Origin of the sequence: Mycobacterium sp. E3247, assembly GCF_001667785.1 — a bacterium.
Taxonomy (GTDB): domain Bacteria; phylum Actinomycetota; class Actinomycetes; order Mycobacteriales; family Mycobacteriaceae; genus Mycobacterium.
In genome coordinates this window covers 15,175-28,576 of sequence record NZ_LZJG01000554.1, presented here as the reverse complement: position 1 = coordinate 28,576, position 13,402 = coordinate 15,175, and the positions used below count along the sequence as shown (strand labels likewise).

12 protein-coding genes and 1 pseudogene are annotated in these 13,402 nt (G+C 68.8%); 10 read left to right on the top strand and 3 right to left on the bottom strand.

Going from position 1 to position 13,402, the window contains the following annotated elements; all coding sequences use genetic code 11:
• Window positions 1-3: 3 nt before the first annotated feature.
• A complete protein-coding gene (locus tag A9X04_RS28375) occupies window positions 4-849 on the bottom strand; it encodes an alpha/beta fold hydrolase (RefSeq protein ID WP_067928219.1) in 846 nt (281 codons plus the stop codon).
• A gap of 11 nt (window positions 850-860) precedes the next feature.
• Window positions 861-2,408 (bottom strand): bifunctional 3-(3-hydroxy-phenyl)propionate/3-hydroxycinnamic acid hydroxylase, encoded by a 1,548-nt coding sequence (locus A9X04_RS28370; protein WP_067928218.1) that lies wholly within the window; start codon window positions 2,406-2,408, stop codon window positions 861-863.
• 85 nt (window positions 2,409-2,493) lie between these two features.
• Between A9X04_RS28370 and A9X04_RS28365 the strand changes: the two genes are divergently transcribed.
• The 5 genes and pseudogenes from A9X04_RS28365 to A9X04_RS28345 all read left to right on the top strand — a co-directional run bounded on the left by A9X04_RS28365 (window position 2,494) and on the right by A9X04_RS28345 (window position 6,809).
• Window positions 2,494-3,150, top strand: a complete 657-nt coding sequence (locus tag A9X04_RS28365) for a TetR/AcrR family transcriptional regulator (protein WP_067928215.1) — start codon at window positions 2,494-2,496, stop codon at window positions 3,148-3,150.
• Window positions 3,147-3,944 (top strand): 2-keto-4-pentenoate hydratase, encoded by a 798-nt coding sequence (locus A9X04_RS28360; RefSeq protein ID WP_067928212.1) that lies wholly within the window; start codon window positions 3,147-3,149, stop codon window positions 3,942-3,944. Before A9X04_RS28365 ends, A9X04_RS28360 begins: the two co-directional genes overlap by 4 nt.
• 16 nt (window positions 3,945-3,960) lie before the next feature.
• Entirely contained in the window at window positions 3,961-4,914 is a 954-nt protein-coding gene (locus A9X04_RS28355) for an acetaldehyde dehydrogenase (acetylating) (RefSeq protein WP_197509469.1), read from the top strand.
• A pseudogene (gene dmpG, locus A9X04_RS28350) lies at window positions 4,911-5,909 on the top strand (4-hydroxy-2-oxovalerate aldolase); the annotation flags it as partial. The gene A9X04_RS28355 and the pseudogene dmpG, both read left to right, overlap by 4 nt.
• A 246-nt stretch (window positions 5,910-6,155) precedes the next feature.
• On the top strand, window positions 6,156-6,809 hold the full coding sequence (locus A9X04_RS28345) for a rhomboid family intramembrane serine protease (RefSeq protein WP_197509467.1): 654 nt from the start codon (window positions 6,156-6,158) through the stop codon (window positions 6,807-6,809).
• Between the two features lie 51 nt (window positions 6,810-6,860).
• On the opposite strand, the gene A9X04_RS28340 is transcribed toward A9X04_RS28345, so the two are convergent.
• Window positions 6,861-7,985, bottom strand: coding sequence for an AI-2E family transporter (locus A9X04_RS28340; protein WP_067928206.1), 1,125 nt, complete (start codon window positions 7,983-7,985; stop codon window positions 6,861-6,863).
• A gap of 307 nt (window positions 7,986-8,292) precedes the next feature.
• Here A9X04_RS28340 and A9X04_RS28335 point away from each other — a divergent pair, with 307 nt between their 5' ends.
• The 5 genes from A9X04_RS28335 to A9X04_RS28315 all read left to right on the top strand — a co-directional run bounded on the left by A9X04_RS28335 (window position 8,293) and on the right by A9X04_RS28315 (window position 13,325).
• On the top strand, window positions 8,293-9,048 hold the full coding sequence (locus A9X04_RS28335) for a dienelactone hydrolase family protein (RefSeq protein WP_067928204.1): 756 nt from the start codon (window positions 8,293-8,295) through the stop codon (window positions 9,046-9,048).
• A gap of 11 nt (window positions 9,049-9,059) precedes the next feature.
• Window positions 9,060-9,335, top strand: coding sequence for a DUF6295 family protein (locus tag A9X04_RS28330; protein WP_067928202.1), 276 nt, complete (start codon window positions 9,060-9,062; stop codon window positions 9,333-9,335).
• Between the two features lie 23 nt (window positions 9,336-9,358).
• The gene (locus A9X04_RS28325) at window positions 9,359-10,105 is read left to right on the top strand and encodes a DUF427 domain-containing protein (protein ID WP_067928285.1); all 747 of its coding nucleotides are present in this window, start codon (window positions 9,359-9,361) and stop codon (window positions 10,103-10,105) included.
• 375 nt (window positions 10,106-10,480) lie between these two features.
• Window positions 10,481-11,545 carry a YncE family protein gene (locus A9X04_RS28320; RefSeq protein WP_067928200.1) on the top strand — a complete coding sequence of 355 codons (1,065 nt, stop codon included), beginning with the start codon at window positions 10,481-10,483 and terminating at the stop codon, window positions 11,543-11,545.
• Between the two features lie 148 nt (window positions 11,546-11,693).
• Entirely contained in the window at window positions 11,694-13,325 is a 1,632-nt protein-coding gene (locus A9X04_RS28315) for a long-chain fatty acid--CoA ligase (protein ID WP_067928197.1), read from the top strand.
• The last annotated feature ends 77 nt before the right edge of the window (window positions 13,326-13,402 follow it).

The following is a 13,402-nucleotide window of genomic DNA, read 5'->3' as shown; positions in this document are numbered from 1 at the left end:
TGGTTAGGTTTTCAGGAACGCGGCAGCGACGGCGTTGAACAGTTCGGCACGCTCCCACTGGACCCAGTGTCCGGTGTTGGCGGCCAGCAGGACGTCGGCGTTGGGCAGCCGGTCGGCCAGCATCGCTGCGCCGCTCGGCTTGTTCACCTTGTCTTCCCGGCCCCAGACGATGAGCGTCGGCGTCGCGAGGCCGGCCAGCCTGTGGTCGCGGGTGAAGTCCATCCGCCACAGCGTGCGCAACCCCGACGGCCGTTGCAGCGGCGGGTTTGCGATCACCTCGGGATCGATCGACGCCTGGTAGCGGGACTCGATCAGCGAGTCGGGCACCGCGGCGCCGTCATACACCAGGTATGACCGGATGAACGTGCGCAGCTTCTCCAGACTCGGTCCGTCGCCGCCGTAGTAGGCCAGCAGGCTCCGCAGGCCCTCGCTGGGCAGTCCGCGGGTCGTCCCGACGCCACCGGGACCCATCAGCACGAGCTTGTTCACCCGGTGGGGCGTGTCCAGGGCCAGGCGCAGCGCACACGACCCGCCGTAGGAATTGCCGACCAGGTGCGCGCTGTCGATGCCGAGCTCGTCGAGCATGCCCCGGATGTGATCGGCGAGGTACCCGAACGGGTCGCCCCGGTCGACGCCCTTGGTGGAGCGGCCGTACCCGGGCATGTCCGGAACGATGACCCGGAAGTTCTCGGCGAGTGCCTCGATGTTGCGCCCGTAATTCGATACGCCCGACGCGCCCGGTCCGCCGCCGTGCAGCAACACGAGGGCCGGGCCGCTGCCGGTCTCGGCGACGAAGATGTCTTTTCCTTTGACGCTGACGGTGCGTTCGGTGAGGGTGGTAGTGGTCACTGGGTCTTTCCTTACGACTTGAAGCCGGCCGGCGGCGGCGGAAGGGGCTGGCCGTCGGTGGCCCCGGCGTAGACGAAGCCGTCGGGCCGCACGACCACCGCCGACGCACCCTTGCTGTCCAGCCAGGCGGTCAGCGATCCGTCGCTGTCGACGACGCAGTCGGCGCGCGGAACGCTTTGGGGCGGGATGACTTTCAAGGCCGGCACGCCCGCGGCCAGCCAGTCCGGTGCTGTGACTGCGCGCCCGGTGTGCAGCACGGTCCACCGGCCGCCGACCACGTCGTCGAGGCGCACGCTGTCGCCCTTCTCGTCGCGGACCCAGGGCTGCGGGATCAGCCAGCCGACGGCCCCGTTCCCGTTGCGCGCGAGCAGACCGTCGCGGTAGCGCGCGTCGGGCAACCAGCGGTGGTCGCGCAGCCAGGTGGAGAAGTAGGGCACCCTGCTCGCGGTCCGGAAGATGTGATTGCGGGCCGCCGCGCGCAACCGGTTCCGCTCGATGATGAGCTTGCCGGTCTTCACCGCGCGATTGGTCACCTCCTTCACGTGGGGCAGCCGCTCGGTCTGATAGGTGTCGAGCACCGATTCCGGCAGCGACCCGTTCAGCACGGCCCCGAGCTTCCAGCACAGATTCGCCACGTCCCGCACCCCGGCGCACATGCCCTGGCCGATCCACGGTGGCATCGCGTGGGCGGCGTCGCCGGCCAGGAAGATCCGGCCCACCCGCCACCGGTCGGCGAAGCGGACGTGGTGGCTGTAGCAGGCGAACCCCAAGATCTGCACATTGTCCGGCGAGATCCCCTGGCCGCGCAGCACCTGCCAGATCGCGTCCTCCGAGAGCAGGTCCCGCTCGTCCTCTTCGTCGCGCACCGGGAACTCCCAGCGGTGGTGTCCCAGTGGGGTGGGGCAGTCGACGGTCGGCCGTTCGGGGTTGCAATGGAACCGAAGCCGGTCGTGGCCGGGCCATTCCTTGAGCACCTTGGTGTCGATGACGATCCAACGCTCGGCGTAGGTGCGGCCGCTGAAGCCGACACCCAGCTGGGCGCGGGTGGCGCTGGACCCGCCGTCGGCGGCGATCACGTAGGAGGCGCGGACCCGCCGGAACTCGTCGGTGGTCAGGTCGGCGAGCATCAACTCCACGAAGTCGCCCTGCGGGAGCAAACGCAGGCACTCGTGCCGAAGCAGGACGGAGACGTTGGGGAAGCGATCGACCCCGTCGCGCAGCACCTTCTCGAGCGCCGGCTGGTAAATGAACTGCTGCGGGGGGTGCCCGTTACCCCTCGACACGGGCAACAGCTTGACGAACGGTACGCCGTTGGCGTCGACGAAGTTCGCCCCGCAGCCCGGCTGCATGTCGGCGTTGAGCCGGTCCGCCAGCCCCACCTGCTGCCAGATGCGTACCACTTCCTCGTCGGTGGAGATGGCGCGCGCCCGCGCATAGATGTCCGGGTCACGTTCCACCACAACAACATTCAGGCCCAGCTGGCCCAACAGGTTCGCCGCGGTGCAGCCGACGGGGCCGTAGCCGACGATCGCCACGTCATAGGTTTTTTGCTCAGTCATCTCGGCCCTTCCGGCGGCTTGTTAATGTAGTGATCCATACAGTAAGCTTCGATAGCGTGACGGTCAACACTCAAAAGGGGGCAACGTGACCACAGGCTCCGGCAGCACTGGCTCCAGCGGATCCCGCGCCGGCAGACGCACCCGGGCCAACGGGGAGCAGTCGCGCGAGCGGATCCTCGATGCGGCGACCGAGGTCGCCACCGAGCGCGGGTACGAAGGCACCACGATCTCGCTGGTCAGCAAGAAAAGCGGCCTGCCGCCGACATCGATCTACTGGCACTTCGCCGACAAGGACGACCTGATCGCCGCGGTCATCGAGCGCAGCTTCGGCCGCTGGCTGGCCGCCCTCGACCTGCCCGGCGGCGCCCTGGTCCAGGAGCGGGTGGCCGACCTGGGGACGCAGGTGGCCAAGGCGCTGCTGGACGCGCCCGACTTCATCCGCCTGGGCTTGATGCTGGCGCTGGAGCGCCGACCCGTCGAGCCGCGCGCGAGGGAGATGTTCCTCCAGGTGCGCGACGCGGCCTTTCACCGGTTCGAGGCGGTCGTGCGCGACGTTGCGCCCGGGCTCGACGAGGAGGGGGTGCGGCTGCTGACCACCTACGCGATCGCCGGAGCGGACGGCCTGTTCATCGCCAAAGAGATCGGTGGTGACTCGGTGGACCTGATCAAGCTCTTCGACCTGCACGCCCGCCTGGTCTTCCAGTCGGCGACCCAGCTGCTGGAATCCGGGGACTTCACATGATCGAGACGACCGCCCAAAACGGCCGGCTGGACGAGGCCGCCCGGCGGTTGTTTGCGGCAGGGGCGAACAGCAGCCCGATCCCGCCGCTGACCGAGGCCTATCCGGGCCTTGATGTCGTCCAGGCCTATGCGGTGCAACGACGCAACCTCGAGCGCCACCTCGCTGCCGGCGAACGGCTGCGGGGCCACAAGATCGGGTTGACCTCCGCGCCGATGCAGGCGCTGCTCGGCGTCGACGAGCCCGACTTCGGCTACGTCCTCGACACCATGGTGCTCGGCGACGGGGCGCCGGTGCTCAGGCGCGCGTTCTGCACGCCGCGGGTGGAACCCGAAGTGGCGTTCCTGCTGCGGGCACCGCTGCGCGGTCCGGGCGTGACGGTCGCCGAGGTGATGGCGGCCACCGAAGCGGTGGCCGCCGCGCTCGAGATCGTGGACAGCCGGATCGCCGACTGGCGGATCACCCTGGCGGACACCGTCGCCGACAACGCCAGTTCCGGCGCCGTGGTGCTGGGCGAGTGGGTGCCGATCTCGGACGCGCCGCCCCTGCCGGGCACCACCGCGGCGCTCTACCTGAACGACGCGCTCATCGAAACGGGGCGGGGCACCGCCGTGATGGGCGATCCGGCCGCGGCCGTCGCGTGGCTGGCCAACGCCCTGGCCGAATACGGAACCGCGATCGAGGCCGGGCAGTTCGTGATGTCGGGCTCCTACACCACGGCCGCTTTCGTCGAAGCCGGCGACCGGGCGAGGGCCGCGATCACCGGCCTCGGCGCGGTCGGCGTGAGCTTCGCGTAAGCGGAGAGGACACCCCATGGCCGGTCGGCAATTTCCCGTGGCGATCATCGGGTCGGGCAACATCGGCACCGATCTGATGCTCAAAATCCTGCGCGGCGGCGGACCTCTGACGATGGCCGCGATGATCGGCATCGACCCCACGTCCGACGGGCTGGCCAGGGCGAAACGCCTGGGCGTGCCGACGTCGTCGGAGGGCGTCAACGGCCTGCTGGCCATGCCGGGCTTCGAGCGGGTGCGCCTCGTGTTCGACGCCACCTCCGCCGAGGCCCACGCCAGTCACTGGGAGGCGTTGCGCCACAACGGCGTACGCGTCCTCGACCTGACCCCGGCCGCCATCGGTCCGTTCTGCGTCCCGGTGGTCAATCTCACCGACCACCTCGACGCGCCGAACCTCAACATGGTGACGTGCGGGGGGCAGGCGACCGTACCGATCGTGGCCGCGGTGAACCGCTCGGCGCCGGTGGCCTACGCCGAGATCGTCTCGTCGATCTCCGCGAAGTCCGCGGGCCCGGGCACCCGGGCCAACATCGACGAGTTCACCGAAACCACGGCCACCGCTTTGGAAGTCGTCGGCGGGGCGCAGCGGGGCAAAGCGGTGATCGTGCTCAACCCGGCGGATCCGCCGATCCTGATGCGCAACACGGTCTACTGCCTGGTGGAAGGCGACTGCGAGCACGCCGCCATCGAGGCGTCCATCGCCGCGATGATCGAGCGGGTCCGGCGCTACGTGCCCGGGTACCGGCTCAAGCAACCCGTGCAGTTCGAGACGTTCGGTCCCGACAACCCGCTGCACATTCCCGAGACTGGAAAGTTCATCGGCACCCGGGTCACCACCCTGCTGCAGGTGGCCGGCGCCGCGGATTACCTGCCCGCCTACGCCGGCAACCTCGACATCATGACCTCCGCGGCGCTGGCCACCGCCGAAAGCATTGCCGCGCATGCGTTGACGGGTGCGGGGGCGCCGTCATGACCGATCAGCTCTACATCAGCGACGTCACCTTGCGGGACGGGATGCACGCGGTGCGCCACCAGTACACACTGCGACAGGCCGCGGGCATCGCCGCAGCGCTCGACGCCGCCGGGGTCGACTCCATCGAGGTCGCCCACGGCGACGGGCTCGGCGGCTCCACCTGCGTGTACGGGTTCGGCGCACACACCGACCTGGAATGGATCGAGGCGGTCGCCGCGGTGGTCCGCCGCGCGAAGATCGCCACGTTGATCCTGCCGGGAATCGGCACCATCCGCGACCTCGCCGCGGCGCACCGGGTCGGCGCCACCGTGGTGCGGGTCGCCACCCACTGCACCGAGGCCGACATCTCGGCGCACCACATCGCCGCCGCCCGCGAGCTGGGCATGGACACCGTCGGCTTCCTGATGATGAGCCACCTGACCACCCCGGGGGCCCTGGCCGACCAGGCCAAGTTGATGGAGGGGTTCGGCGCCGGCTGCGTCTACGTCGTCGACTCCGGCGGTGCGATGACCATGCGTGACGTCGCCGAGCGCGTCGACGCGGTGCGCCAAAAGCTTTCCGCCGAGACCGAGATCGGCATCCACGCCCACCACAACCTTTCCCTCGGCGTCGCCAACTCGATGGTCGCCGTCGAGCACGGGTGCCGGCGCGTGGACGCATCCCTGGCCGGCATGGGCGCCGGCGCGGGCAACGCCCCGCTCGAGGTGTTCATCGCGGCCGCCACCCGGATGGGCTGGCAACACGGCTGCGACCTCGACGCCCTCGAGGATGCCGCCGACGACCTCGTCCGCCCGCTGCAGGAGCGGCCGGTGCGCGTGGATCGCGAGACGCTCACTCTCGGCTACGCCGGCGTGTATTCGAGCTTCCTGCGCCACGCGGAGGCGGCGGCCGAACGGTTCGGCGTCGACGCGCGCACGCTTCTGGTCGAGGCCGGGCGTCGCGGGATGGTGGGCGGCCAGGAGGACATGCTCGTCGACATCGCGCTCGACCTCACCGGGGGCCGCGAGGCGGCACGGGGGCGGCCGACGGTACCGGGGACGACGCCCACCCCGTGCGACAGAGCGGACGCGCGCTCACTCGCTGACAGGGCAGGCACCACGTCCAGACGGTAACCAAGTGTCTTTGGACTCTCGTGTCCAGGGTGACGCCCGACCAGCCTGGGACACGTCGACATTGCACGGCACGGAAGCGTTCGGATGATTCCCTACAGCGATAGTATTTCTGCCCGCCGGTTCCCCTGGATGAATGTGGGGCTGATCGCCGCGAACCTTGCGGTGTTTGTGTTCTACGAATTGCCGGACCCGGAGGCAGCGATCCACCAGGCGTCGTTTTATCCGTGCGCCATCGAAAACTCCTGCGCCACGCCCGAGCCGTGGGGCATCGGGTGGATCACCGCCATGTTCTTGCATGCGGGCTGGGACCACATCCTCGGCAACATGTGGTTTCTGGCGATCTTCGGCAAGAACGTCGAGGACGCCTTCGGGAGGCTGCGCTACCTGATCTTCTACTTCGTCGGCGGGTTCGCCGCGGTCTTCTTGCAGAGCGCCATGACCCTGCTGTTCGGCAGCGCGTCCGACGCGCAGATACCGACCCTGGGAGCCAGCGGCGCGATCGCCGCGGTGCTGGGTGCCTACTTCGTGCTCTATCCCAGCTCGAGCATCCTCACGCTGGTGGGGTGGTTCCCAATCCGGGTCCCGGCGTGGGTCTACCTCGGGGGATGGTTCCTGTTGCAGTTTTTCGAGGGCAACTACGCGCTGATGTCGGCGAAATCCGGTGGCAGTGGTGTCGCGTTCTTCGCCCACGTCGGCGGATTCGCCTTCGGGGCAACCGTGACGGGACTCCTGGTGGGCAGCGGATGGCTGGGGGCCCGCAGCCAGCATGAGCGCGGAATGTGAATAGAGCGCCGTCGCCGTCATTTCTTATGCGGCAACGGCTTCGGTACGTTTTCACGCCTCGTCCAGCGCCGGGAACAGCAGTTCCTGCACCAGCAGCTGGAGCGCCGCGGCCAGCGGGATCGCCACCAGCGCTCCGACCACGCCCAGCCACGCGGCGCCGAGGAGCACGGCGACGACCGTGACGCCGGCCGGCACCCTGACGGCCCGCCCGATGATCCTGGGCGTCAACAGGTAGTCCTCGCCCAGCCGGAATCCCATGTAGAAGGCGACGGTCCCGATGGCGACCGGGATCGAGACGCTGACCGCGACGGCGGCAACGACGAATCCGCCCACCGTGGAGCCGTAGGGAAAAAGGTCCAAGACGGCGACCACGACACCCAGCAGGACCCCGTAGGGGACATCGAGCAGGACACACCACACGAACGTGGCGAACCCCGCGATGACCGACGTCAGCACGTTCCCGAAGAGATAGGCGCCGAACTTCGCCACCACTTCGTCGCCGATCAGGATGGCGCGCGGCCGACGGGAATTGGGCATGAGCCGGTAGAAGCCGGCCCGGATCCGGCGCATGTCGGCCAGGAAGTAGATGGTCAGCATCGCCACGATGCCGATGTGGGACAGGACACCGAACACCTCCGACCCGGTTCTGATGATCCCCGCGAAGGTGAAGCGGCCGGACCCGTTGACCATCTCGGTGATCCGCTGTTGCAGATGGACGCGCTCGTCGAGCCTGCCGATGAGCGACGAGCGGTCTTGGATGTGCTGCAGATAATGCGGCAGTTGCTCGACGAGCTGGCGTGCCTCCTGCACCAGCGGGGGAATGGTCGCGGCCACTGTCCCGGCGATGAGGGCGAACACGAGAGTCACCACGACCGTCACCGCCGCCCACCTCGGCAGCTTGTGGTTGACCAGCCACGACACGGCGGTCTCGAGCCCGAGCGCGAAAAACATGGCCACACCGATCAAGACCAGCACCGACGACATCGACCCGAGGACGCGGACCGCCCCATAGGTCACTGCCACGCCGGCCGCGGCGGTCATTCCCGTGACGAAGGGGGAACGCCGGTCGAACCGCTCGCCGCGCCGGCCGAAGCGATGTTCCTCGGAACGCAACCGGGCGGCCCGTTGTTCGGCTTCGACGATCACACCCTCGTCGTCGCGGTGCGGCCGACCCACCAGCCGGTGATGGCCCTGTTCTGCGGCATGGCTTCGCGGCTCTCGATGTTCAGCGCTGTCAACCACGTGCGGTGCCCCATTCGTCAGCGCGGCCAGTTCCTGCTCGGCGTCCCCTACAGCGTGACGTCCACCCGGGGTGGCGGGGTCGCACGACACGCGAGTTGCGGGCCGGCGCCGGGCCCGGGAGAGAACACGAATCGCCCGGGCGCGCGGGTGTTCCGATACGTTGGTGTCCGGCGGGGCGGCCCGACCGGCCGCACGCGCTCCGTCCGGTTGCGGCCCAGCCGGCGAGCCCGGAAGGTTTGCGATGAACGCGCTCAGCCCCGACGCCATTCGGGCGGAAACCATCACGATCACCGGCCACGGCGGCGACGAGATCGAGGCGTACCGTGCCTCACCCCTAGCCGAAGGGACGCGCGGGGGAGTCGTGTGGATCCACCACATGCCCGGCTACGACCGCGAGACCAAGGAATTCGTCCGGCGGCTGGCCGTCAGCGGCTACCACGCCGTGGCCCCCAACCTCTATTCGCGTGAGGCGCCGGGCGCGTCGCCCGACGACGCGGCGGCGGCGGCGCGGGCCGCCGGCGGGGTGCCCGACGAGCGGCTGGTCGGCGACGTCGCGGGCGCGGTCGAGCACCTGCGTTCGCTGCCGGGCGCCAACGGGAAGTTCGGTGTGATCGGCCACTGCTCGGGTGGGCGACACGCGTACCTGGCGGCGTGTTCGCTGCCGTTCGACGCGGCGGTGGACTGCTACGGCGCCTTCATCGTCGAGGATCCACCCGAGGGCATGCCTAAGGCGATGAAGCCGATACTGCAGTTGGCGCCGCATCTGAGCTGTCCGATGCTGGGCCTGTTCGGGCTCGACGACCGATTCCCGGCGCCGGCCGCGGTGGCCGCACTGGACGAGGCATTGAGCCGGTTCGACAAGCCGCACGAGTTTCACTCCTACGAGGGCGCGGGCCACTCGTTCTTCTCCGTCGACCGGCCCGCCTACCGGCCGGTGGCGGCGGTCGACGGCTGGCGGCGCATCGACGACTTCTTCGCCACCCACCTGAAAGGCTAGGTACGCCCGTCATGTGCACTCATCTCACCGAACACGTCGCGATCGACGGCAGCGGCAAGGGCGCCACCGGGTGGTTCGGCGCCAGCCGCGCGACGGTGTATGTCGATCACCCGGTCCACGCGCCCTACGGCCACACCGTCAACATCGACGTGCTCAACCCGCAGCTGGGGCCGTCGGCGCGGGTGGCGCTGGAGCTCACCGAGGAAAGCGCCCTGGCGCTGGCCGACGCCATCCGGGCGGCGATCGCCCACGCGCCGGCCGGCCTGGCCGCCAAGGATCAGACGTGACCGCCGATCGCGACTACCCCCAGATGGCCGCCATGCGCGGCAGGGTCGAACCCGCGCCGCGCCGGGTGCGCGGTTATCTGGGCGACGCGCTGGTCTTCGACACCACCGCCGCCCGCTATGTGTGGGAGGTCCCCTACTACCCGCAGTACTACATCCCGTTGATTGATGTCCGCGCGGAGTTCCTGCGCGACGAGGACCATCCGCAGAAGGTGCAGTTCGGTCCGTCGCGGCTGCACTCCTTGCAGGGCGCCGGTGCGACTTACCCGTCCGCCGCGCGGGTGTTCGACGCCGACGGTGGCGGCCCGGTGGCCGGGACCGTGCGATTCGAATGGGAATCGTTGCGCTGGTTCGAGGAAGACGAGCCGATCTACGGCCATCCGCGCAATCCCTACTCGCGGGTGGATGCGCTACGCTCACACCGGCATGTTCGTGTGGAGTTGGACGGAATGATCTTGGCGGACACCAGTTCTCCTGTGCTGCTATTCGAAACAGGTTTGCCGACAAGGTATTACATCGATCCAACGGATGTCGCCTTCGAGCATCTGGAGCCCAGCGCGACACAGACGCTGTGCCCGTACAAAGGCGTGACGTCGGGCTACTGGTCGGTGCGTTCCGGTGGTGTCGTGCACCCGGACCTGGCCTGGACGTACCACTACCCGTTGCCCGCGGTGGGCCAGATCGCCGGTCTGGTGGCGTTTTACAACGAAAAGCTCGACATCTTGGTCGACGGTGCCGCCTTGGCCAGGCCGCAGACCCAGTTCAGCCAGTGAAGGCCTGTGATCTTCCCCTCCCCGGGAAGTGAACGCTGAGAGTTTCTTAACGTGGATGGCCTCAGGGCGCTGACCGGGAACGTTAGCGGTGAAAGCGAAATACCCCGGATGCGCGTTTGCGTCAGTTTCGCTACGGGTAAGCGACTGCGATACAGCGTAATTGAAAGCCTGAGCAGAACCTGAGTGCGGGGAGTGACGTAGCTAACGTCGGGGGATTTTCGAACCGTTTGACGCGAATTTTGGCCGGTAGACTCGCAAAACCAGTCGCGTCGGCGCCTTTTAGGCGCTGAGATCCTGCGGGATCCGGAGGCCGAACTGTCGCGCAAGTCCCGGCGACTTCGCCCCGCGCCGACAACACAGCAAAGGCGGTACAGCGTGAGCGCTTCGACCGGCCGCAAGGCCTTCCCGGATGACCGGGTGTTCCAATTCGACGACACTTCGATCGTCGCAATTCCGGTGCGAAACGGTCCGATCAGCGACATCGGCATCAGCCCCGACGGCAGCCGGCTGGTCGTGGCCAACCACGGCCGCGACACGGTCTCCATCGTCGACACCGATGCCCGCCTCGTGGTGCAAACCCTCGCCCTGGACGAGCCGTTCGCGGTCGCCCTGAGCGGCGGCGACGCCCCGCGCGCCTACATCAGCACCGCAACCCCGTCCTATGACTCCGTCACCGTCGTCGACGTCGCGTCGAACGCGCGCATCGCGACGCATCCGCTGGCCCACAGCGTGAGCGACCTCGCCGTGAGCGCCGACGGAAGGTTCGTCTACGCCGGCCGGAACCACGCCCGCGGTGCCGACGTCGTGGTCGTGGACACCGCCACCGACGAGACCGAGGTGATCGACCTGGCCGGCGCGGCGGGTGTCACCGCGGACTGCGTGCGCCTCAGCCCCGACGGCGCTCAGCTTTATGCCGCCACCAACGGGCCCTCCGGCGGCGAACTTGTCGTCATCGAGACCGGCGCACCCTCCGACGGCGGCTCCCGCATCGTCGGGGCCTACGAGCTGGGTCTGCCCATCCGCGACGTCGCGCTCAGCAGCGACGGCAGCACCGCCTACGTTGCCAGTTGCGGCCCGGTGGTCGGCGCGGTGCTCGACGTCGTCGACACCCGGGCCCGCGACATCACCGGGACGCGCAAGCTCAGCGAGCTCGCCGGTCCGCTCACCCGCCTGGCGCTCAGTCGTGACGGGCGCCACGCTTACCTGGTCAGCGACGAGCATGTCGCCGTCGTGTGCACAAGCACCCACGACGTCGTCGGTGACATCGGGGTGGCGAGGCACCCGTCCTGCGTGGTCGAAAGCCCCGACGGCAGATACCTCTACATCGCCGGCCACTCTGGCGTCGTCACCGTCGTGCCGATCGCCGCCGGCGGCGGGCCGGAGGAGGCGTCGACCACCCGGCTGCCCGTGGCGGTGCCGCGGGAACCCGTGCTCGCCTAGGGAAATTGCGCACCGGTCGCCGAGCCCGGGCTTAGGGTGGAGGCTGCCGGCGGCCAGGCGTTGCCGGCCCCGGGACGCGGCCAGCACCACGCGTTCCGCAGGGTTGACATCAGGCGACGCTGCGCCTCGATCCAAAGGCGGTATCTCGATGGACAGCACGATGCAGGACTTTCCGTTGACGATCACCGCGATCATGCGGCACGGCTGCGGTATCCACGGTGCGCGTACCGTCGCCACCGCCACCGGTGCGGGCTACCGGCGAATCACCTACCGTGAGCTGGGTCAAGATGCCGCTCGGTTGGCGAACGGTCTGCGACGCCTGGGCGTCACCGGGGACCAGCGGGTGGCGACGTTCATGTGGAACAACGCCGAACACCTGGCGACCTACCTGGCGGTGCCGTCGATGGGTGCCGTGTTGCACACCCTGAACATCCGCCTCTTCGCCGAGCAGATCGCCTATGTCGCCAACGAGGCCGAAGACCAGGTGGTGCTGGCCGATGCGTCGCTGACCAAGTTGCTCGCCCCGGTGCTGGGCGACCTCAAGACCGTGCACACCGTGATCGTGGTCGGGGAGGGCGACACCGCCGCGGTCGAGGGATCGGGCAAGGCCGTGCTGCGGTATGCCGACGTGCTCGACGGCGAGTCCCCCGACTTCGAATGGCCGGAGCTCGACGAGAAGTCCGCGGCCGCAATGTGTTACACGAGTGGTACCACCGGAAACCCCAAAGGCGTTGTCTACAGCCATCGCTCGAGCTACTTACACACCATGGCGGCCTGCACCACCAACGGCATCGGCGTGGGATCCGTCGACAGCGTGCTGCCGATCGTGCCGATGTTCCACGCCAACGCGTGGGGGCTGCCCTACGCGGCGCTGATGGCCGGCGCCGACCTGGTATTACCCGACTGCCACCTCGACGCGCGGTCGCTGATCCGCACGGTGGAGGACCTGCGGCCAACCGTGGCGGGTGCGGTGCCCACGATCTGGAACGACGTCCTGCACCGCCTGGAGGAAGAACCCGGCCACGACATGTCGTCGCTGCGGCTGGTGGTCTGCGGAGGATCGGCCGTTCCGGTGTCGCTGATGCGCACCTTCGAGGAGAACCACGGCGTGCAGATCCGGCAGCTGTGGGGCATGACGGAAACCTCGCCGATGGCAACCATGGCGTGGCCGCCGCCGGGAACGCCCGCGGACCGGCACTGGGCGTTCCGGGCGACTCAGGGCCAGCCGCTCTGCGGCGTGGAAATGCGCATCGTCGACGACGACGGCCGCCCGCTGCCCAACGACGGTGCCGCCGTGGGCGAGGTGGAAGTCCGCGGCCCGTGGATCGCCGGCTCCTACTACCTCACCGCCGACGACTCGAAGTTCGACTCCGGCTGGCTGCGCACCGGTGACGTGGGGCGGATCGACGAGCAGGGATTCGTGACGCTGACCGACCGGGCCAAGGACGTGATCAAGTCCGGCGGCGAGTGGATCTCCTCGGTCGAGTTGGAGAACGGCTTGATCGGGCACCCGCATGTGGTCGAGGCCGCGGTGGTCGGCGTGCCCGACGAGCGGTGGCAGGAACGGCCGCTGGCCGTCGTCGTGGCCAAGGAGGGCACCACGGTCAGCGCCGAGGATCTGCGAAAGTTTTTGGCGGAGAAGGTTGTTCGCTGGTGGCTGCCCGAACGGTGGGCGTTCGTCGACGAGATTCCGCGCACCAGCGTGGGCAAGTATGACAAGAAGGCCATCCGGGCGCGCTACGCCGAGCACGGCTACTGGGTGGTCGAGGCCCGCGACTGAGCGCGGGCCGCGACTGCTCACGAATAGGGTCGGCCTGTTCGGTCTATTCGAGATTCACCAGCCCTGCGGAAGGATCC

Bases quoted from the DNA above. Each gene is read 5' to 3' on its own strand.
- A9X04_RS28370 (WP_067928218.1), bottom strand. From the start codon at position 2,408: ATGACTGAGCAAAAAACCTATGACGTGGCGATCGTCGGCTACGGCCCC.
- A9X04_RS28360 (WP_067928212.1), top strand. From the start codon at position 3,147: ATGATCGAGACGACCGCCCAAAACGGCCGGCTGGACGAGGCCGCCCGG.
- A9X04_RS28355 (WP_197509469.1), top strand. From the start codon at position 3,961: ATGGCCGGTCGGCAATTTCCCGTGGCGATCATCGGGTCGGGCAACATC.
- A9X04_RS28345 (WP_197509467.1), top strand. From the start codon at position 6,156: ATGAATGTGGGGCTGATCGCCGCGAACCTTGCGGTGTTTGTGTTCTAC.
- A9X04_RS28335 (WP_067928204.1), top strand. From the start codon at position 8,293: ATGAACGCGCTCAGCCCCGACGCCATTCGGGCGGAAACCATCACGATC.
- A9X04_RS28330 (WP_067928202.1), top strand. From the start codon at position 9,060: ATGTGCACTCATCTCACCGAACACGTCGCGATCGACGGCAGCGGCAAG.
- A9X04_RS28325 (WP_067928285.1), top strand. From the start codon at position 9,359: ATGGCCGCCATGCGCGGCAGGGTCGAACCCGCGCCGCGCCGGGTGCGC.
- A9X04_RS28315 (WP_067928197.1), top strand. From the start codon at position 11,694: ATGGACAGCACGATGCAGGACTTTCCGTTGACGATCACCGCGATCATG.